Below are 19,837 nucleotides of genomic sequence, written 5' to 3' on the forward strand. Positions count from 1 at the left end.
CCACGAGCCGTCATGCTGATCCAGTTCTTCTACACGCTGAGGGCCGCGAGGCTGAAGGTGACAGTGCCCGAGTACCTGACCCTGCTGCAGGCGCTGCAAGCCGGCGTCATCGCCGGGCCCGAGGACAGCGGCGTGGCAAGCCTCGACCAGTTCTACCACCTGGCCCGAGCTAGCCTCATCAAGGACGAGACGCAGTACGACAAGTTCGACCGCGCCTTCGCCGCCTACTTCCAGGGCGTGGAGCTGCTGACCGACTTCACGGCCGATGTGCCGCTGGACTGGCTGCGCAAGACCCTCGAGCGGGAGCTCACTCCCGAGCAGAAGGCCGCCATCGAGACGATGGGCTGGGACGAGCTGATGGAGACGCTGAAGCAGCGCCTGGAGGAACAGAAGGAGCGCCACGAGGGGGGCAACCGCTGGATCGGCACCGGCGGCACCAGCCCGTTCGGACATTCCGGCTACAACCCGCAGGGCATCCGCATCGGCGGCAAGGGCGGCAACAAAAGCGCCGTCAAGGTCTGGGAGCAGCGGGCCTACAAAGACTACGACGATTCGTTGGAGCTGAACACGCGCCACCTCAAGGTCGCGCTGCGCCGGCTGCGCCGGTTCGCCCGCGAAGGCTCAGAGCTGGAGCTGGACCTCGACTGCACCATCCACGGCACCGCCGCCAATGCCGGGCTGCTGGACATCCGCATGCGGCCGGAGCGCCACAACAAAGTCAAGGTGCTGCTGCTGATGGATGTCGGCGGCACGATGGACGAGCACGTGCACCGTGTCGAGGAGCTGTTCTCGGCCTGCAAGAGCGAGTTCAAGCACCTGGAGTTCTATTACTTCCACAACTGCGTCTACGACTTCGTCTGGAAGAACAACCGCCGCCGCTTCAGCGAGAAGATCGACACCTGGGATCTGATCCGCAAGTACAACAAGGACTACAAGCTCGTCCTCGTCGGCGACGCGACGATGAGCCCTTACGAGATCCTGCAACCGGGCGGCAGCGTCGAATACAACAACGACGAGCCCGGCGCCGAATGGCTGCAGCGGCTCACGCAGGCCTTCCCGCGCTACGCCTGGATCAACCCGGAGCCGCAAGGCGTGTGGCCCTACAGGCAGAGCATCGCGCTGGTCCAGCAGTTGGTGCAGCAGCGCATGTTCCCGCTGACGCTCTCCGGTCTCGAAGGGGCGATGCGATTGCTCAGCAAATGATGCGACTGCTCGCGCCGCTGCTGCTGGCGGCGTTCCTGGCCGGCTGCGCCTCGCCCACCACGCCAACACCGGCAGTGCCCGGGCCCGAGGCGCCCGCCAGCGCACCGGCCGTCTACAACCTGGACATCCAGGTGCAAGGCGAGGACCGCGGCAACCGGCTGCGCGACCTGTTGCAGCAGCACCTGGACCTCGCCCGCTACCGCGCCAGCGAAGCCGCGCTGAGCCCCGGCGAACTCGCCCGCCTGGCCACCGCCGCACCGGCGCAGGCCGCCACCTTGCTGGAAACCGAGGGCTACTTCAACGCGTCCGCCGACGTGCAGCGCGACGAGCAGGACGCCACCCGGCTGCGCCTAGTCGTCACGCCCGGGCCGCAGACCCACGTGGCCAGCGTCACGCTTGAATTCCAGGAAGGCATCGCCGCCGACGACACGCAAGCCTTGCGCGAGACGCTGCGCCAGGCCTGGCCGCTGAAGCAAGGTGCAGCCTTCACGCAGGCCCAGTGGGCCGCCGGCAAGAGCGACTTGCTCGTGCGCGCCCGCAGCGGCGGATTCCCGCTGGCACGCTGGGGCGAGACCGCCGCGCGCGTCGACCCCGACACGCAGGCCGCCGAGCTGCACCTCGTGCTGGCCAGCGGCAACCGCGCACGGCTGGGCGCGCTGCGCATCGACGGCCTGAAGCGCCAGAGCCGCGAGACGGTCGAGCGGCTGGCCGGCTTCGAGCCCGGTGCGCCCTACACCGAGCAGCAGCTCGCCGAGTTCCAGGAGCGACTGGCCAAGACGCAGCTGTTCGACGCCGTGCGCGTGCAGCTGCTGCCCGAGACAGTCGAGGCCGACGGCACGTCGCCCGTGCTGGTGTCGCTGACGGAATCGTCGTTGCAGCAGGCCACCGTCGCCGTGGGCTACCACGCCAACACCGGCCAGAGCATCAGCGTCGAACACCTGCACCGGCGACCGTTCGACCTCCCCGTGCGGGCGCGCTCCAAGGTGCAGCTCAGCCGCGACCTGCGCGGCCTGGAGCTGGAGCTGAGCTCGCACCCACAGCCCGACCTGAAGCGCAACCTCGCGTCGCTGCAGTTCGAGCAGGACCGCAGCGGCGACAAGATCGCCACCAACCTGGGCCTGCGCCTGGGCCGGCTCTACGAATCGCCCCGCGACGAGCGGCTCACCTACGTCGAGCTGCTGCGCGCGCGCGAGACCTCCGCGAGCGAGGTCAACACCAACCTCGCGCTGTCGCTGAACCAGCAATGGGTGCGCCGCCGGCTTGACAGCGCGCTGCTGCCCACCGATGGCTACCAGGCGCTACTGCTGGTCGGCGCTGGCCAGGTGCGTGGCGGCGGCAGCGACGACAGTGGCCCCTTCGGTCGCGCGCAGTTCAAGCTGGGCGCCTACCGGCCGTTCGGCGGCTGGTTCGGATCAGCGCGGGCCGAGCTGGCGCAGGTGCTGGCGCGCGAGCAGGTGGGCGTGCCGGAGAAGCTGCTGTTCCTGGCCGGCGGCGATGAGTCCGTACGCGGCTACGCCTACCGCAGCCTCGGCCCCCGGGATGCCAATGGCCTGACGACGGGCGGCCGCGTGATGGCCACCGGCAGCCTCGAGATGGCCCACCCGCTGCTGACCAGCATGCCCAGCCTCTGGGGCGCCGTGTTCGTCGACGCCGGCAATGCGGCCTCGCGCTGGCAGGACTACCGCGCCGTTGTCGGGGTCGGCGCCGGCGTGCGCTGGCGCAGCCCCGTCGGCCCGTTGCGGGTGGACGTCGCGCGGGCGCAGGAGACGGGCAAGTGGCGGCTGCATTTCAGCGTGGGGATCACGCTATGAAGTCAGACGCTGTGGCTGACGCCGACCAGCGTGGGGATCACGCTATGAAGTCAGACGCTGCGGCTGACGCCGATCAGCGAGAGGTCGCTGCGCCATGAGCCGCTCCCTGCGCCTGCTCCGCAACAGCCTGATCGGGTTGGTGCTGCTAGTCGCCTTGTCAGCCGGCTTCGTCGTCTGGCTGCTGCAGCGGCCTTCGGGAGGCGCATGGCTGCTGGCGCACCTGCCGGGGGTCCAGGTGGAGGCGCCGGAGGGCTCGCTGATGGGCGACTTCCGCGCCCGCCGGCTCGTACTGACCTGGGCCGGCGGCACCGCCGAGCTGCGCGGACTGCGCTGGTCGGGCCTCGGCGTCACGGCCAGCCAGGGGCTGTTGCTGGCCCGCGAGCTGGCCATCGACGAGGTGATGATCCGCACGACGCCCAGCAACACGCCGACCGCCCTCCCTGACGACCTGACGCTGCCGCTGGGCGTGCACATCGGCCAGCTCATCATCGGCCGGCTCAGTTGGGCCGCCGACCAGCCGCCGCTGCAGACGCTTGTCGCCGAGATCGACCTTCCGCGCCGGGGCACCCACCACATCAAGCTGACCGGCGCGCGCTGGCAGCAGTTGCTATTGACCGGCGACGCCCGCGTCGACAGCGCCGCGCCCATGCAGGCCGAGGCCACGCTGACCGTGCAGCCGCAGGATGCCGGCAGTCTGCCCTGGCGGGCCGTGGCCGCCGCGCGCGGGCCGCTGGCGCGGCTGCAGGCCAAGGCCGAGGTGGAGGCCGCACACCAGACGCTGAAGGCCGCCGGCGAGGTGCAGCCCTTCTCCGCGTGGCCCGTCAACACACTTCAGCTGCAGGCCGACCGGTTCGACCTGTCAGCGCTCGCTGCGCTGGCCCCGGGGCTGCCGCGCACGTCGCTCAGCGGCAGCGCGACGCTGAAGGCACCCGCCCGCGACGCCGAGGCCACGCTGCAGGCCGAGCTGCGCAACACCGCCGCCGGCCGCTGGGACCAGGGCGCCCTGCCGGTGCAACGCCTGGCACTGGCGCTGGCCGGCCGCCCCGACCTGCCCACCAGCCTGCGCCTGACGACGCTGGATGCAGAACTGGCTGGCGGTGGCCGCGTGCAGGGCCAGGGCCGGCACGAGGCCGATGGACGCTGGCAGCTCGACGCACGCGTGCAGGGCTTGCGCCCCGAAGCGCTGGATGCCCGGGCCACGCCGGCCCGGCTCGACGGCCCGCTGACGCTCACGGGCGGCGCCCAAGAGCCGCTGTCCGCGCAACTGGACCTGCGCGGCAGCCTGCAGCAGCGGCCACTGCGGCTGCGGGCCCAGTTGAAAGGCCGGTTGCTGGAGCACGGCAGCCGATGGCAGATCGAGGAGGCGCGACTGGCCAGCGGCGACGCGGAGATCCGGGCCAGCGGGCAGGTGGAAGCCCTGCGTCCGCCCCAGGACGCGCTGCAGCTGGCCGCCAAGGTCGACGCCCAGGTGCGCCGCTTCGACCCGCATCTGCTGTGGCGCGGCGAGCCGGGCTCCGCCTGGGCCCGCCTGCCAGGTGCTACGCAATTGAACGCCGATGCGCGGCTGGACGTGCGCGGCAGCCGGCTGGACGATGCGACCGGCACGCTAGAAGCGCGGCTGCTGCCCGGTAGCTTCGGCGGCCTGCCGCTGGAGGGGCACCTGACGCTGCAGCGCCCGCGCGTGCAGGACGCCGCCACCTTCGACGTCGACACCCGGCTCGGCGGCAACCGTGCACAGGCCAGCGGACAGGCCCGACCGGCGGCTGTCACCGCACAATTGAAGCTGCAGGCGGGCAAGCTCGCGGAACTGAACCCGCTATTGGCGCTGTGGGGCCAGGGCCCGGTGGCCGGCCAGGCCGAGGGCGACGGCGAGCTGCAATTGCAGCGTACGGGCAAAGCCGCCAACTGGCAGGCCGGGGGCAGCGGCCGGCTGGCCGTGACTGCCTCCAGCGCGGCAGGCGTGACAGTGGCCAATGCGCGCGGCCGCTGGACGCTGCCGCTGCCCGGCGCCGACGGCGATGGGTCGATGGCCCTGGCGCTGGAGGTCAACGGCCTTCGCCACCCCAGGGCGGAGGTCAAGACGATGCGGCTGGACCTGCAGGGGCGGCGCAGCGCACACACGCTGCAGGTCCAGCTTGGCGGTCGCGCCCACCCAACGCCGGAGCAGGACCTGAATGTCGGGGTCACGCTGCAGGCGCAGGGCGGCTGGGACGGTCAGGCCTGGGCCGGCCGCATCAGCCGGCTCGACATGGCGCCGCTGCGCCCCAACACACCCGCGCTGCTGGCCGCAAGCGGCGTGGCGCTGAAGGTCGGCCCGGGCCCACGCGTGGTGGCCGAGCCCGGCCGGGCCGAGGTGGGCGGCGCGTTCGTCCGCTGGCAGACGCTGAGCTGGCAGGGCGGCGAGCGGCCAGAGGCCCGCGCCGAGCTGCAGCTGGAAGATCTGGCCGTCGCGCCGCTGCTGGCCCGCTGGCAGCCCGACTTCGGCTGGAGCGGCGACCTGCGTGTCGTCGGCCATGCATCGCTGCTGTTCAACGATCGACTGACCGCGGAACTGCTGCTCGAACGCCAGGGCGGCGACCTGCGCGTGACCGACGAGTTCGGCACGCGCGCGCTGGGGCTGACGGACCTGCGGCTGGCGCTGAACGTGCGCGACGGCGTCTGGCAGATCGCGGAGGGCCTGGCGGGCCAGGAGCTGGGCAGCTTCGGCGGCGCGCTGACGCTACGACCCAGCGGGCTGCTGCCCGACGCGCAGACGCCCATCGACGGCGTGCTGCAAGCCAACGTCGCCCAGCTCGGCAGCTGGGGCGCCTGGGTGCCGGCCGGCTGGCGGCTGGGCGGGCGTGTGGCGGCGCAGGTGCGGCTGGCCGGGCGACTGGGTGCGCCCGACCTCACGGGCCATGCCGAGGGTGACGGCCTGGCACTGCGGCATCTGCTGTACGGCGTGGATTTCACCGACGGCCGCTTTGCGCTGGACCTGAACGGCCAGCATGCCCAACTCACTCAGCTGGAAGCGCGCGGCGGCGGTGGCTGGCTGCGCGCCACCGGACGTGCCGAGCTGGGCGATAAGCCCAGTGCGCACGTCGAGATCCAGGCCGACAAGCTGCGCCTGATGTCCCGCGTGGACCGGCGCATCGTCGCCAGCGGTCAGGCCCAGCTGGACCTGGGGGAGCAAGGGCTGCAGCTGAACGGCACGCTCCGCGCCGACGAGGGCCTGTTCGACGTGACCCGCGCCGACGCGCCGACGCTAGCCGATGACGTGACTGTCGTGCGCGGCCAGCGCAGCGCCGAGCCAGCCGTGGCCGCGCCCCCCCGGACGCCGCGCAACACCAGCGTCAACGTCGCGCTGGACTTCGGCAACGACTTCAAGGTGCGCGGCCGGGGCCTGGCCACGACGCTGCGCGGCCAGTTGCAGATCACGCAGAAGAACGACGGACCGCTGCGCGTGACCGGCCGCCTGGACGCCAACGGCGGCCAGTACGCCGCCTACGGCCAGAAGCTGGACATCGAGCGCGGCGACATCCGCTTCACCGGCACGCTGGACAACCCCACGCTGGACCTGCTGGCCGTGCGGCCCAACCTGGACCTGCGCGTGGGCGTGCGCGTGAGCGGTACGGCACTGGCGCCGCGCGTGGCGCTGTACTCCGAGCCCGACATGAGCGACACCGACAAGCTGTCCTGGCTGCTGCTGGGCCACGAGCCCAGCGGCCAGGCCAACGACACGGCGCTGCTGCAGCGCGCCGCCGTCGCACTGCTCAGCGGCGAAGGCGAGAGCGCCACCGGCCGCGCGCTGCGCCAGCTGGGGCTGGACGAGCTGGCGCTGTCACAGAGCGATGGCGACACCAAGTCCACCATCGTGCGCCTGGGCAAGCAGATCTCGCGGCGCTGGTACGTCGGCTACGAGCGCGGCCTGAACGCGACGACGGGCTCGTGGCAGCTGATCTATCGCATCGCCCAGCGCTTCACGCTGCGAGCCCAGGGCGGGGAAGACAACGCGCTGGACCTGATCTGGCAGTGGAAGTGGAATTAGGGGCCCCGTCCGGTCTTGCCGCGCTGAACGCGGCAAGACCAGTCGATGCCCGAGGGGATGGCGACGCTTGCGCCATTGAGTCGCAAGCACATCGCCTGCGGGCCGGCTGAGGGCGGCCCGGCGCCGGTTAGCGATTCATGCCCGACGCGTCGGAACTATTTCGACCGACCGTCGAAGTGGTGCACCGGCACCTTGTCCAGGTCGATGCCCTCGATGCAACGGATATTGATAGCCGCCGTGGCGTCGCCGTTCGGTGCGGTGCCTTCGCCATACGGGTGCATGCCGCAGGTGGGGCAGAAGCGGTGCTGGATGACGTGCTTATTGAAGGTGTAGCTCGCGATGTCGCTCTCGGGCGTGGACACACGCAATGCGCTGCGCGGCACGAACCACAGCAGCGAACCCTTGCGCTGGCAGATCGAGCAGTTGCAGGAGACGGCCGCGGTGATGTCGCCGTCAACGTCGAACTGGATGCGGCCGCAGTGGCAGCTGCCATGGTGGGTGGTCATGAGGCGCCTCTCGTAGAAGGAGAGGCCCATTCTGGCACCCGGGCCGCGGCCGCACCGCTCGGTCAGACCGTCAGGTCGAAGCGGTCGTTCTCCATGACCTTAACCCACGCGGCGACGAAGTCGTCGACGAACTTGCGGCCGGCGTCGGCGCCCGCGTAGACCTCGGCCAGCGCGCGCAGCTGCGCGTTGGAGCCGAACACGAGGTCAGCCACGGTGGCCGTCCACTTGCGCTCGCCGGTGCGGCGATCCAGGCCTTCGAGCACGCCGTCGGCACCGCGCTGCCACTTGGTCCGCATGTCCAGCAGGTTCACGAAGAAGTCGTTGGACAGCGTGCCGACGCGCCTCGTGAAGACACCATGCGCGCTTCCACCCGTATTGGCACCCAGCACGCGCAGCCCCGCCACCAGGACGGCCATCTCCGGCGCCGACAGGCGCAGCAGCTGGGCCTTGTCGACGAGCATGTCCGCCATCGCCGCCTCGGGCAGCCCCGGCGCCAGGTAGTTGCGGAAGCCATCGGCACGCGGCTCCAGCGGGGCGAAGGAGGCGGCGTCGGTCTGGTCCTGCGTGGCGTCCATGCGGCCGGGGCGGAAAGGCACGGTGATGTCGACGCCGGCCTGCTTAGCGGCGGCCTCGACGGCGGCCCCCCCGGCCAGGACGATCAGGTCGGCCAGCGAGATCTTCTTACCGCCCACCGCCTGCGCATTGAACGCCGCCTGCAGCGACTCCAGCCGCGGCAGGATGCGCGACAGTTCCGCCGGCTGGTTGACGGCCCATTCCTTTTGCGGCGCGAGGCGGATGCGCGCTCCGTTGGCGCCGCCGCGCCTGTCACTGTCGCGATAGGTCGAGGCCGAGGCCCAGGCGGTTGAGATGAGCTGCGCCACGCTGAGGCCCGAGGCCAGCACCTGCGTCTTCAACGCGACCACGTCCTGCGCGTCCACCAGCGGATGGTCTGCCTTCGGGATCGGGTCCTGCCAGATCAGGGGCTTGCGCGGCACCAGAGGGCCGAGGTAGCGCGCGATGGGACCCATGTCGCGGTGCGTCAGCTTGAACCAGGCGCGGGCGAACGCATCGGCGAAAGCGGCCGGATCGGCATGGAAGCGGCGCGAGATCTTCTCGTAGGCTGGGTCCACGCGCAGCGCCAGGTCGGCGGTGGACATCATCGGCGCGTGGAACTTCGTCGGGTCGTGCGCGTCGACCACGTCGTTCGCACCGGCGCCGCCCTTGGGCACCCACTGGTGCGCGCCAGCAGGGCTCCTGGTCAGCTCCCAGTCGTACTTGAACAAGGTGTCGAAGTAGCCGCTGTCCCAGGTCGTCGGATTGGGCTTCCAGGCGCCTTCCAGGCCGCTGGTGATCGTGTGCCCGGCCATGCCGGACTCAAAGCTGCTGCGCCAGCCCAGCCCCTGATCGGTGATGTCAGCACCCTCGGGCTCGCGGCCCAGATGCTTGGCGTCGCCCGCGCCATGGGCCTTGCCGAACGTGTGTCCACCGGCGACGAGCGCCACGGTCTCCTCGTCGTTCATCGCCATGCGCGCGAAGGTCACGCGGATGTCGTGCGCCGAGGCGGCCGGATCGGGGTTGCCGTCCGGGCCTTCCGGGTTCACATAGATGAGGCCCATCTGCACGGCGGCCAGGTGCTCGGCCAGCTGCCGCTCGCCGCTGTAGCGGCTGTTGCCCGCACTGCTGAGCGCCAGCCATTCGGCCTCGGCGCCCCAGTCGATCGCCTCCGGCTCGTAGATGTCTTCACGCCCGCCACCGAACCCGAAAGTCTTGAAGCCCATGGACTCCAGCGCGACGTTACCGGTCAGGATGAACAGGTCGGCCCAGGACAGCTTGCGACCGTATTTCTGCTTGACGGGCCACAGTAGTCGGCGTGCCTTGTCGAGGTTGCCGTTGTCGGGCCAGCTGTTCAGTGGCGCGAAGCGCTGGCTGCCGGTGCTGGCGCCGCCGCGCCCGTCGGCCACGCGGTAGGTGCCGGCTGCATGCCAGGCCATGCGGATGAAGAACGGACCGTAGTGGCCATAGTCGGCGGGCCACCAATCCTGCGAATCGGTCATCAGCGCATGCAGGTCGCGCACGACGGCGTCCAGGTCCAGCGTCTTGAACTCGGCCGCGTAGTCGAAGGCCTCGCCCATCGGGTTGGAGCGCGGCGCATGCTGGTGCAGCACCGCGAGGTTGAGCTGTTCGGGCCACCAGTCACGGTTGGCGCGCGAGCGGGCCGGCGACGTATGAGCAGTGCCGGCTTGGCCGGTGAACGGGCATTTGGATTCGTTGGACATCGGGGCCTCCTGAAGTTGTCCGCAAGTGCCGAAGCAGTCTAGGAGTCGACCCCAAGCCGAATCAACGCAATCCGGCCAATGACGGCGATAGCAATAAATGCGGCCCTGGGTGAAGCAGTTCACCGAGCGGGTCGTCAACACGGGGGCCGGCATGGTCATCGGCGGACCAGGCGGGAAGGCGCGGGCAAAGAATTTCCTCACCCTTTTCAGGAACCCCGCCATGCAGATCAAGCCACCATCCGCCATCCAGAACACCGCCGCCGCAGCGCCGCCACCAAGGCCGGGTGCCGCCGCATCGGGCAACTTTGCGCAGTTGCTAAAGACCGCCCAGGCCGAAACGCCCGCGGCGCCCGCCGCAGCAGGCACATCTGCCAAGGCCTGAAGCCATGAACGCCGTGGACATGCGTTGCAGCAGCCAGGTCAGCACGTCGAAGACGCCACGCAATGAGCGCTGCACCGCGCAGGTCCGCATCGGCAGCGGTGGCCACCAGGTCGGCGTGACCGTCTCGCTGAGCTCACGTTCTCTTGGCAGCGTCGCCCACCTGGCCGACTCGGTCGTCCGCGCGGGCAGCCAGGGCGCGCAGTGGCTGGTCAACGCCGCCGACACCACCGCCGACGCCGCCGGCGAGGTCATGGACCGCGGGGTGTTGGCGGGCGTCGTCGGTGCGGCGCTCGTCAGCGTGCTCGCATGAGGAGGCCAAGATGAAGCACTGGTTTCGACTGGGCCTGATCGCCTCGCTCGCCAGCCTGTCCGGGTGCACCGCGCTGGGTCCCATGGCGACGTGGGAAGTCGTCAAGTGGGGAGGCTCAATGGCGATCTCCCATCAGGACGCCAAGCCGGTCAACACCGTTCACCACGGCGACGCTCCCGTCAAGGATGTCTGCGTCGAATACAACCGGGACATGCCGCTCGACGAGCTGGTGCCTGCACTGCAGGCCGAACTCAAGTCGCAGGGCGTGCAAAGCCGTGTGTATGACGCGGGCACCGGACCCAACAGCTGCACCCACTGGCTGCGTTACGTCGGCAGCATCGAATGGGGCACGCCGCCGCTGAGCCAGCAGCAGCGCCCCTACCTCAGCTCGGCGGCGCTGAGCCTGCGCGACGCCGATGGCCGCCTGCTGTCGAGCAGCGCCTACATCAGCGAATCGAGCGGAGCGCGCTGGTCCAGCACCCGAAAAAAGATCGCGCCTGTCGTCAAGGCGCTGATCACCGGCTTCGAGACCTGACCCTTCTTCCGCCCCTTCCGGACATCGCCATGCCTGCCCAGCATTTCCGCCCTACCCTGCTCGTCGCCACCTGCACCGTGCTCGCGGCCTGTTCTTCGGTACCGCCCAGTCTCGTCAACGTGCCCGTCGTCGCGAAACCACCGACGACGCCCATGTTCCTCGAACAGCCCGCCAACGGCGCGATCTTCCAGGCCCACATGGCCAACTCCGCGCTGTTCTCCGGCGAGCGTCGCCCACGCGCCATCGGCGACACGATGAAGGTCGACATCGCCGAGAGCCTGCGCGCGACGCAGAAGCAGACCGGCGAAACCAGCCGCGAAAGCAAGCTCGCCAGCAAGGGTCCCGGTGGGGCGAAGCCAGGCACGGCGCTCGCATCGCTGATCAACGTGGACGCCACGGCCTCGGGCAGCGATTCCTTCAAGGGCTCCGGCAATGCCGAGACGGCCAACAGCTTCAACGCACAGCTGGCCGTCACCGTCATCAACGTACTGCCTAACGGTCACCTGCTCGTGGCCGGCGAGCGAAGCATCGGCCTGGCCGGCGGCGTCACGACGCTGCGCTTCTCCGGCATCGTGGACCCGCACGACATCGGTGCGGGCAACGTCGTCGCCTCCAAAGACGTCGTCAATGCCAACCTGGAGAGCGTGGCCCGAGGTGACGTGTCGGAGGCCAACTCCCGCACCTGGCTGCAGCGCGTGCTGGCGCGGACCTTGTCCATTTGGTGAGCGCCAGGTGTCAGGCCTTCGCACGTGGCGCTCAAGCGCTTTACACGCCCCGCACAGCCTCTATTGCATCGATCACATGACGGCGGTGGCGACTACAAACCATCCCGCTGCGGCGTGCCGCGCATGAGCAAGAAGAACAGAAGTCGCGATGAAAAATCGACGCCCCTCAGCGCCGAAGGACAACTCCGCCCCCTGGCTGGCGCAAGGCAAGGTCAAAACCTACCGACGTGGTCAGCGCATCATCGAAGCCGGCAGTTCGCTAGGCGACTGGGTCGCCATCTGTCGAGGGGCGGCCTACCTGGTTTCTCAAGTGGCGCCCGGCACGCGCGTGGCGGTGGCGGCACTGTGGCTGGGTGACGTGATCGGCGGTGAGTCGCCGCTCGGCAAGCTCGCTGCGCGCTACGACGTGACGGCGCTGGTGGATGTGACCACTATCAATATCCCGCTGGACGCGCTCCATGCCGACACGCCACCGTCGCTGCCCGCCGAGACCCATGACGAGCTCTACACCGCCACGGCCAGCCGGCTGCACGGCCAGATCTCTATGCGCCTGGCCGGCAACGGCCTGCAACGCCTCGTCAGCGTGATGGCCACGCTGGCCACTGCGCTCGCGCCCGAACGCGACACCCGGCAGGCCGTTCGCCTGGCGCTGCCGATCTCGCAGGCCTGCATCGGTCAGCTGTCGGGACTATCCAGGCGCCAGACCTGGATCTATCTCGGTCAGCTGAGCCAGCACGGCTGGGTGACGACCTCACGCTCTAAGGTCACGCTGGAAGCGCTGGCGGCATGGCTGGCGCTGATGGCCGAGGTCGAGGCTGCGGGTATCGACTGCATCGCAACGCTGGAACAATGCGACATGACGCTGCAACGCCTCAGCGCCCGGCTGCTGGGCGTCAAGTGACAGCGGCCATGCGAGAATCCGCGCCCTCGCGGGCCCACCCGCGGCCTCGCCGTAGTTCAATGGATAGAACGGCCGCCTCCTAAGCGGCAAATACAGGTTCGATTCCTGTCGGCGGGACCAACTCGGATTTCGAGTGGGGCCTCCGCAGCATCATTTGCACGACTAAGTCCTTGTCGCAACATGCAGTTGCGGGTGAGCCCAAGGTGGCCAGTTGGCGGCCTGTCGCCTGCTGCACTCTCGCCTGGCCAGCTGCGTGCTGTGTTGTGGCGCACACCTGTGGCAGCCCTCGCCGCGAGCCGCGCTAGAACGCGACAGGAGACGCGCACCACCTCACTGCCCTCGGAGCGCCAGCGCTCACGCAAGGGTTTCCACTAGGTGAGGCAGGGCCGCTCAAACGTCTCACAGAGAAGGGCCGCCGGTGCGACCGGATCATGACTATAGAGCGCCTGGTGAATCAGAGGATCGTCGCCACCGCTGGCCGCAATGGCTGGCGCTCCAAGTTGGAAGAGCAGCCCGAGAACGAGACCGTCGCCGCCTGAGGCCGCTCGCCGTCATTTTCGCCCGGTGGCCTGCTTTTGTGTCGCCAGGCTGGCGATGAGCGACCAGGCTGCACACCGAGTGCACACGACGACCTGCATAAATGCTGCGACGGACACGCGCCTCTTGCCTGGCCGACTATTGGGATGCATAGGTGTCCACCAAAATCAGGTGGACGCCATGTTCACGCGATCGCTATCAGCGCGAACGGTGGTGTCCCTGGACGCTCCGCTCCTCGACGGCGGCCGTCCATCCCCCTTTAGGGGGAGACGGGGGGTGGTAGCGGGGGATCCTGCCCCTCGGTCCCCCGTCGGGCCCCCTCCGGGGTGATAGCACGAGGACAGACCGAAGCCGAGACTGCCTGCATGACTTCGGAGCCCGACATGCACATGCCCCTCGCCGCCCTGGCCCCGGCCTCGGTCCTGCAGCTGCGCGACACCTTGCGCCGCGTGACCGCGCTGTATGCGCCGGCGGACAACGCCCGGGACAAGACGGCCTTCCTCACCGGTGTGGAAGTGACCGACAGCTCCTGGGGCGAGTGGGAACGGGCCACCGCTGCCGACCAACCCCGCCAAGCCTGAGGAGAGCCCGCCATGCAACACGATGTGCCCATCGCCCGCTGGAGCTACGACGCCAGCGCCGGCCAGATCCGCGCCTTCGACAGTGAAGACCGGGTGCTCATGGTCATTCCGTCAGGGCCGCTGTTCGCGGCGCGGCTGGTGGCCGCCTTCAGCTCGCCCACGCACCTGCCCCCGCCGCGCACGGTGCCCGCTACGGCGCCACGCCTCCACGGCCTTGTGCGCTGATGCGCCCGCGCGCTTCACAAAATCGCCCGCCTCATAAGCATCGCCGCTTTCCTTCGTTCCGCGCAAATGCGCCGCTGCCTATCGTGGTGGCCTGCACTCCAGACAGGCCACCATGCACATCACCAGCATTTCAGGCAGCCCCAGCGAACGCTCCCGGTCGGCCTGGCTGACTCAACTAGCGGTGACTCGCCTCGAAGCCTTGGCCACGCGCAACGCGCACATCGCCGTGCGCGACCTGCCCGCAGCGGCGCTCATCAACGCTGACGCGCAGCACCCCGCCATCGCGGAAGCGGTGCGGGCCGTCGCCACCGCGCGCCTCGTCATCGTCGGCACCCCCATCTACAAGGCGGCCTATTCCGGCCTGCTGAAGCTCTTCCTCGACCTGCTACCGCCCGACGCGCTGCGCGACAAGGCGGTGCTGCCGCTGGCCACCGGCGGCAGCCCGGCCCACCTGCTGGCGCTGGACTACGCCCTCAAGCCGGTGCTGTCCGCCCTCGGCGCCCGACATGTGCTGGACGCCGTCTTCGCGACAGACGCCCAGATGCAACGCCACGAGGCCGGCGGCTTCGTGCCCGAACCCGAACTGCTGGCACGGCTGGACCGCGCGCTGGCGCCGCTGACGCCTCAGCGACTTGGCGAATCCGCACTCAGCTGTCGCCCTTGACGGCGCCCTCCCTCGTCTTTCGTCGCTTCGCCCCCATGCCCGGGGCAGGCGACATCCTCCCGGCGCTCCGGGCGTGGATCGGGTGCGCCCGAGCGCCGGGACCTTTTTGCACAGGACCTGACACCATGCTGCCTTCCTCCCTCCGCACCGTTCTCCGCTGGACCGCGCCGCTGCTCCTGGCAGCCGCCAGCTTCCACGCCGCCGCGCAGGCCGGCACCACGTTGCGCATCGGCTTCCAGAAGTCGGCCAGCCTGCTGACTTATCAGAAGTCCAACGGCTCGCTGGAAAAGCGCCTCGCGCCGCTGGGCGTGGCGGTCAAATGGGTGGAGTTCCCCGCCGGCCCGCAGCTGCTGGAAGGCCTGAACGTAGGCGCCATCGACGTCGGCTTCGTCGGCGAGGCGCCACCGATCTTTGCGCAGGCGGCGGGCGCCCGGTTCGTCTACATCGGCTTCGACCCCGCGGCGCCCGAAGCCGAGGCTATCGTCGTGCCGAAGGATTCGGCCGTGAAGTCCGTGGCCGACCTCAAGGGCCGCAAGGTCGCGCTGAACAAGGGCAGCAACGTCCACTACCTGCTCGTCAAGGCGCTGGAGAAGCAGGGCCTGAAGCTGACCGACATCCAGCCCGTCTACCTGCCGCCGGCCGATGCGCGCGCCGCCTTCGAGCGCGGTGCCGTGGACGCCTGGGTGATTTGGGATCCCTTCCTCGCCGCCGTCGAGAAGCAGAGCGGCGCGCGGCTGCTGCAGGACGGCCGCGGCCTCGTCAACAACTACGCCTACTACCTGGCGGAACGCGGCTTCGCAGAGAAGTCGCCGCAGGTCATCCAGGCGCTTTTCGACGACACGCAGACCCAGGCCATTGCCCTGAAAGCCAACCTGAAGGCCGCCGCCGCCGTCATAGCACCGCTGCAGGGCCTTGAGCCCGACGTCGTCGAGAAGAGCTTGTCGCGCTACCAGTTCGGCGTGAAGCCGCTCACCGCCCAGGTGGCCGCCGAGCAGCAGAAGATCGCAGACACCTTTCACGGCCTGGGCCTGATCCCGAAGGCCATCCGCGTGGCTGATGCGCTGCCCACGGGTGCGAAGGTGGCAAACGCGGCCAGATGAACACGCCGACAGTCCCGGCGACGCGTCGCGCGGCCCTCGCCATCCTCGCAACGACGGCTGCGGCATGGAATGCAGCCCAGCCCGCGAGCCGCGCGCGTCTGCACGTGCCAGGGCAGCGTCCACCTCCACCTCCACCCGATGCAGCCCACCGAAGCGCCGCGGACCGACACCCGGCCGCCCAAGCCAACCCTGCCTGAGAACGTCATGAAGATCTTCTGGTTTATTCCCACGCACGGCGACAGCCGCTACCTTGGCACGTCGCGCGGCGCCCGCGTCGCCGACCATGCCTATTTCAAGCAGATCGCCATCGCCGCCGACAGTCTCGGCTACGAAGGCGTGCTGCTGCCCACGGGGCGCTCCTGCGAGGACTCGTGGATCGTCGCCGCCAGCCTCATCGACGCGACGCGCAACCTCAAGTTCCTCGTTGCGCTGCGGCCCGGGCTCGTCGCGCCGTCCCAGAGTGCCCGCATGGCGGCCACGCTCGATCGTCTTTCCGGCGGTCGCCTGCTCGTCAACCTCGTCACCGGTGGCGACCCGGACGAGCTGGCCGGCGACGGTCTGTTCCTCAACCATGCCGAGCGCTACGAGGAGTCCGCCGAATTCATCCGCATCTGGCGCGAGCTGCTGACCCGCTCGCACGAAGGCACGCCGCTGGACTTCGCGGGCAAGCACCTCGGCGTGAAGGGCGGCAAGGTGCTGTACCCTCCCATCAACCGGCCCTACCCGCCGGTGTTCTTCGGCGGCTCGTCGGGCCCGGCGCACGAGCTGGCCGCCGAACAGGTGGACACCTATCTGACCTGGGGCGAGCCGCCCGCCGATGTCGCAAAGAAGCTGGCCGACGTGCGCGAACGCGCCGCCGCCCGGGGCCGCACGCTGCGCTACGGCATCCGGCTGCACGTCATCGTCCGCGAGACCGAGGACGAGGCCTGGCGCGCGGCCGCCGAACTGGTGTCAGAGCTGGACGAGGCCACCGTGGAAGCGGCGCAGCAGCGCTTCAAGACCATGGATTCCGTCGGGCAGCGCCGCATGGCCGAATTGCACGGCGGCCGGTTCGACAAGACCGATGTTCGTGCCGGCCTGGAGATCGCGCCCAACCTGTGGGCCGGCGTGGGGCTGGTGCGCGGTGGCGCCGGCACTGCCCTCGTTGGCAACCCGCAGCAGGTGGCGGACCGCATCAAGGAATATGCGAACCTCGGGCTTGAGTACTTCATCCTCAGCGGCTACCCGCATCTGGACGAGGCGCACCGCTTCGCGGAGCTGGTGTTCCCGCTGCTGCCGCTGGCCGTGCGCGAAAGGCTCACGGCGCCGTCTCTGACCGGGCCGTTTGGCGAAGTCGTCGCCAACAGCTACGTACCCAAAGCGGTCTCGGCGTCGTGACCAGAAGCCCATCGCCCACGGCATTCCCCCGCCCGTAACGCACGACCCACGACTGACATGACGATGGCCCGTCGCCTCATCCCCTGGCTGCTCCCCACGGCCATCCTCGTCTCATGGGAGCTGGCCTCGCGCAGCGGACTGCTGGCCGCGCGCATCCTGCCGGAGCCGGCCGCCGTGCTGGCGGCGTTCTGGCAGCTGCTGCGCTCCGGCGAGCTGGCGCGCCATGTGGCCGTCAGCACCATCCGCGCCTTCTCGGCGCTGGCCGTTGGCGGCGGTCTGGGGCTGGCACTGGGGCTAATGACCGGCACCTGGCGGCAGGCCGAGGCCTTGCTGGACACGACGCTGCAGATGCTGCGCAACATCCCGGCGCTGGCGCTGATCCCGCTGGTCATCCTGTGGTTCGGCATCGATGAGGCGGCCAAGCTCGTGCTGGTGGCCGTCGGCGTGTTCTTCCCGGTCTACCTGAACACCTTTCACGGCATCCGCGGCGTCGATCGCGATCTCATCGAGATGGCGCGCAGCTACGGCCTGAGCGGCTGGCCGCTGTACCGCCAGGTCATCCTGCCCGGCGCACTGCCGTCCATCCTCGTGGGCCTGCGGTTCTCGTTGGGGCTGATGTGGGTGCTGCTCATCGTCGCTGAGACGCTGTCGGCGCAGGAAGGCATCGGCTACCTGACGATGAATGCCCGCGAGTTCCTTCAGACGGACATCGTGCTCGTGGGCATCCTGCTCTACGCGCTGCTCGGCAAGTTGGCCGACGTGCTGGCCCGTGCATTGGAGCGCGCCTGGCTGCCGTGGCATCGCGGCTATGCCGAGGGGAAGTGACGATGTGGCTGACTGAACTCGACGCACCCGTGCTGCCCGACGCACCCGATGCCGCCCACGCTGCGCAGCCGCTGGACACGCTGCGCGGGCTGGCGCTCACGCTGCGCGGCGTGAGCAAGTCCTTCGGCCCGCGGCATGTGCTGCAAGACCTCGACCTCGGTGTCGCCCCCGGCGAGTTCGTCGCGCTGGTGGGCCGCAGCGGCTGTGGCAAGAGCACGCTGCTGCGGCTGATCGCCGGGCTGGACGCCCCGAGCGCGGGAACCGTCGATGCCGGCGCGGCGCACGAGCGGCGACTGATGTTCCAGGACGCGCGGCTGCTGCCGTGGAAGCGCGTGGCCGACAACGTCGCGCTGGGCCTAGCGGGGCGCGATGCCCGCGACCGCGCCATGGAGGCACTGGCACAGGTGGGCCTTGCCGGCCGCGGCAATGACTGGCCAGCCACGCTGTCCGGCGGCCAGCGCCAGCGCGTCGCCCTCGCGCGGGCGCTGGTGCATCGCCCTCGCCTGCTGCTGCTGGACGAGCCGCTCGGCGCGCTGGACGCGCTGACGCGGCTGGAGATGCACCGCCTCATCGAGCAGCTGTGGCAGCGCCACGGCTTCACGGCGCTGCTCGTCACGCACGACGTGGCCGAGGCCGTGGCGCTGGCCGACCGCGTGCTGCTCATTGATCGAGGCGGCATTGAGCTGGACGCCGCCGTGAGCCTGCCGCGGCCGCGCTCCCGCACGGCGCCGGACTTCGCAGCGCTGGAAGAGCGCGTGCTGCGCCACGTCCTGGGCCACCCGGTCAACGCCTGACGGTACACCGCTGGCCCACAATGGGCCATGGTCCTTCGCCTGCGCACCCGCCTGCCTGTCCTCGTCGCCACTGTGCTCGCGGCGGCCGGCCTGTCCTACTGCAGCTATGCGACGCTGGTGGCCCACGGCCACCTCGACATCACGCAGGCCGAGCTGCAGTCACGCATCGCGCCGCGCTTCCCGGTCCACCATTGCAAGCTCGTCATCGCCTGTCTGGACCTGGCGAACCCGCTGGTTGTGCTGACCGACGGTGACGACCGCATCGGCTTCACGGCCGACGTGAGCGTCACACTGGGCTCGCAGCAGCGCACCGGCCACCTTGGCCTGGCCGGCCGGCCGCGCTACGCGCCCGATGCAGGCCAGCTGTTCATCGACGAGCTGGAAATCACGACACTGTCGCTGCCGGGCTTTCCCGCCGAACTGGCCGAACTCGTCAAGGCCCGCGGCGTGGCCGCCGCCCGCGAGGCGCTGCAGTCCCGGCCCGTCTACACACTGGACACGACCACAGCCAAGGGCGCGCTGGCCAAGCAGACCGTGCGCGACGTCAAGGTGGTGGGCGGCAGGTTGCGCGTGTCCTTCGTCGGCGCCAGCGGCTGACGCCCGGCCATGGCACCATGCCGGCCATGACAGCGCCCCTCGTCCACATCGCCTGCCTCTGCGCGGCCTGGTGCCGCACCTGCGAGTCCTACCGCCAGGTCTTCGAAGCCGCCTGCGCCGAGCTGCCCCGGGATGGGCTGCAGGTCCGCTGGATCGACATTGAGGACGAGGCCGAACTGATCGGCGACCTGGACATCGAGACCTTCCCCACGCTGCTGATCGCCGATGCCGCCCACGTGCGCTTCGCCGGTCCGCTGACGCCGCAGCCCGAGACGCTCCGGCGCGTGCTGCGGGCGCACCTCGCGGACGCCACACCCGCTCGCGTCGGGCCGGAGTACACCGAACTGGCCAGGCGGCTGGCTGGCCACGAAGCCCCCTAGGACGAAGCCCAAAACCGACGCCGGTTTTCGCATCGCGAAGCAGGCGCACCACCTACACCAAACTGTAGGAACGCACTGACA

At 69.8% G+C, this 19,837-nt stretch carries 19 protein-coding genes and 1 tRNA gene; 18 read left to right on the top strand and 2 right to left on the bottom strand.

The genetic code is table 11. From position 1 onward, the window contains the following. Positions 1–12: 12 nt before the first annotated feature. The 3 genes from LXT13_RS09705 to LXT13_RS09715 all read left to right on the top strand — a co-directional run bounded on the left by LXT13_RS09705 (position 13) and on the right by LXT13_RS09715 (position 7,041). The gene (locus LXT13_RS09705) at positions 13–1,203 is read left to right on the top strand and encodes a vWA domain-containing protein (RefSeq protein ID WP_233371724.1); all 1,191 of its coding nucleotides are present in this window, start codon (positions 13–15) and stop codon (positions 1,201–1,203) included. After that, positions 1,200–3,014, top strand: a complete 1,815-nt coding sequence (locus LXT13_RS09710) for an autotransporter assembly complex protein TamA (RefSeq protein ID WP_233371725.1) — start codon at positions 1,200–1,202, stop codon at positions 3,012–3,014. Before LXT13_RS09705 ends, LXT13_RS09710 begins: the two co-directional genes overlap by 4 nt. Positions 3,015–3,108: 94 nt before the next feature. Beyond that, positions 3,109–7,041, top strand: coding sequence for a translocation/assembly module TamB domain-containing protein (locus tag LXT13_RS09715; RefSeq protein WP_233371726.1), 3,933 nt, complete (start codon positions 3,109–3,111; stop codon positions 7,039–7,041). 155 nt (positions 7,042–7,196) lie between these two features. Here LXT13_RS09715 and LXT13_RS09720 read toward each other — a convergent pair whose 3' ends face one another. Together LXT13_RS09720 and katG are read right to left on the bottom strand one after the other, a co-directional pair. Continuing rightward, on the bottom strand, positions 7,197–7,547 hold the full coding sequence (locus tag LXT13_RS09720; protein WP_233371727.1) for a GFA family protein: 351 nt from the start codon (positions 7,545–7,547) through the stop codon (positions 7,197–7,199). Positions 7,548–7,609: 62 nt separating this feature from the next. Next, a complete protein-coding gene (gene katG / locus LXT13_RS09725; protein WP_233371728.1) occupies positions 7,610–9,823 on the bottom strand; it encodes a catalase/peroxidase HPI in 2,214 nt (737 codons plus the stop codon). A 109-nt stretch (positions 9,824–9,932) separates the two neighbouring features. Between katG and LXT13_RS09730 the strand changes: the two genes are divergently transcribed. From LXT13_RS09730 to LXT13_RS09800, 15 genes are all read left to right on the top strand, one after another. Further along, complete coding sequence (locus tag LXT13_RS09730) at positions 9,933–10,205, top strand: hypothetical protein (protein WP_233371729.1); 273 nt, start codon at positions 9,933–9,935, stop codon at positions 10,203–10,205. Between the two features lie 4 nt (positions 10,206–10,209). Further along, on the top strand, positions 10,210–10,515 hold the full coding sequence (locus LXT13_RS09735) for a hypothetical protein (protein WP_233371730.1): 306 nt from the start codon (positions 10,210–10,212) through the stop codon (positions 10,513–10,515). Between the two features lie 10 nt (positions 10,516–10,525). Continuing rightward, entirely contained in the window at positions 10,526–11,050 is a 525-nt protein-coding gene (locus LXT13_RS09740) for a cell division protein FtsI (protein ID WP_233371731.1), read from the top strand. Positions 11,051–11,079: 29 nt separating this feature from the next. Next, complete coding sequence (locus LXT13_RS09745) at positions 11,080–11,775, top strand: flagellar basal body L-ring protein FlgH (protein ID WP_233371732.1); 696 nt, start codon at positions 11,080–11,082, stop codon at positions 11,773–11,775. 148 nt (positions 11,776–11,923) lie between these two features. Continuing rightward, positions 11,924–12,676 carry a Crp/Fnr family transcriptional regulator gene (locus LXT13_RS09750; protein WP_233371733.1) on the top strand — a complete coding sequence of 251 codons (753 nt, stop codon included), beginning with the start codon at positions 11,924–11,926 and terminating at the stop codon, positions 12,674–12,676. A gap of 45 nt (positions 12,677–12,721) precedes the next feature. Then, positions 12,722–12,796, top strand: a tRNA-Arg gene (locus LXT13_RS09755). Between the two features lie 800 nt (positions 12,797–13,596). Continuing rightward, complete coding sequence (locus LXT13_RS09760; protein ID WP_233371734.1) at positions 13,597–13,794, top strand: hypothetical protein; 198 nt, start codon at positions 13,597–13,599, stop codon at positions 13,792–13,794. Positions 13,795–13,806: 12 nt separating this feature from the next. Next, positions 13,807–14,019 (top strand): hypothetical protein, encoded by a 213-nt coding sequence (locus LXT13_RS09765; RefSeq protein WP_233371735.1) that lies wholly within the window; start codon positions 13,807–13,809, stop codon positions 14,017–14,019. 112 nt (positions 14,020–14,131) lie between these two features. Then, positions 14,132–14,683: an NADPH-dependent FMN reductase gene (gene ssuE / locus LXT13_RS09770; protein ID WP_233371736.1), complete on the top strand. Its 552-nt coding sequence runs from the start codon at positions 14,132–14,134 to the stop codon at positions 14,681–14,683. A gap of 125 nt (positions 14,684–14,808) precedes the next feature. Then, positions 14,809–15,783 carry a sulfonate ABC transporter substrate-binding protein gene (locus LXT13_RS09775; RefSeq protein WP_233371737.1) on the top strand — a complete coding sequence of 325 codons (975 nt, stop codon included), beginning with the start codon at positions 14,809–14,811 and terminating at the stop codon, positions 15,781–15,783. Positions 15,784–15,987: 204 nt separating this feature from the next. Beyond that, the gene (gene ssuD, locus LXT13_RS09780; RefSeq protein WP_233371738.1) at positions 15,988–17,160 is read left to right on the top strand and encodes an FMNH2-dependent alkanesulfonate monooxygenase; all 1,173 of its coding nucleotides are present in this window, start codon (positions 15,988–15,990) and stop codon (positions 17,158–17,160) included. Between the two features lie 63 nt (positions 17,161–17,223). After that, positions 17,224–17,985 carry an aliphatic sulfonate ABC transporter permease SsuC gene (gene ssuC / locus LXT13_RS09785; protein ID WP_255719355.1) on the top strand — a complete coding sequence of 254 codons (762 nt, stop codon included), beginning with the start codon at positions 17,224–17,226 and terminating at the stop codon, positions 17,983–17,985. Positions 17,986–17,987: 2 nt separating this feature from the next. Continuing rightward, positions 17,988–18,779 (top strand): ATP-binding cassette domain-containing protein, encoded by a 792-nt coding sequence (locus LXT13_RS09790; protein ID WP_233371740.1) that lies wholly within the window; start codon positions 17,988–17,990, stop codon positions 18,777–18,779. 27 nt (positions 18,780–18,806) lie between these two features. Next, on the top strand, positions 18,807–19,376 hold the full coding sequence (locus tag LXT13_RS09795) for a DUF1439 domain-containing protein (protein ID WP_233371741.1): 570 nt from the start codon (positions 18,807–18,809) through the stop codon (positions 19,374–19,376). A gap of 26 nt (positions 19,377–19,402) precedes the next feature. Further along, positions 19,403–19,756: a thioredoxin domain-containing protein gene (locus LXT13_RS09800; protein ID WP_233371742.1), complete on the top strand. Its 354-nt coding sequence runs from the start codon at positions 19,403–19,405 to the stop codon at positions 19,754–19,756. The last annotated feature ends 81 nt before the right edge of the window (positions 19,757–19,837 follow it).

The sequence above is a fragment of the Pelomonas cellulosilytica genome (assembly GCF_021353265.1).
Taxonomy (GTDB): Bacteria; Pseudomonadota; Gammaproteobacteria; order Burkholderiales; family Burkholderiaceae_C; genus Pelomonas; species Pelomonas cellulosilytica.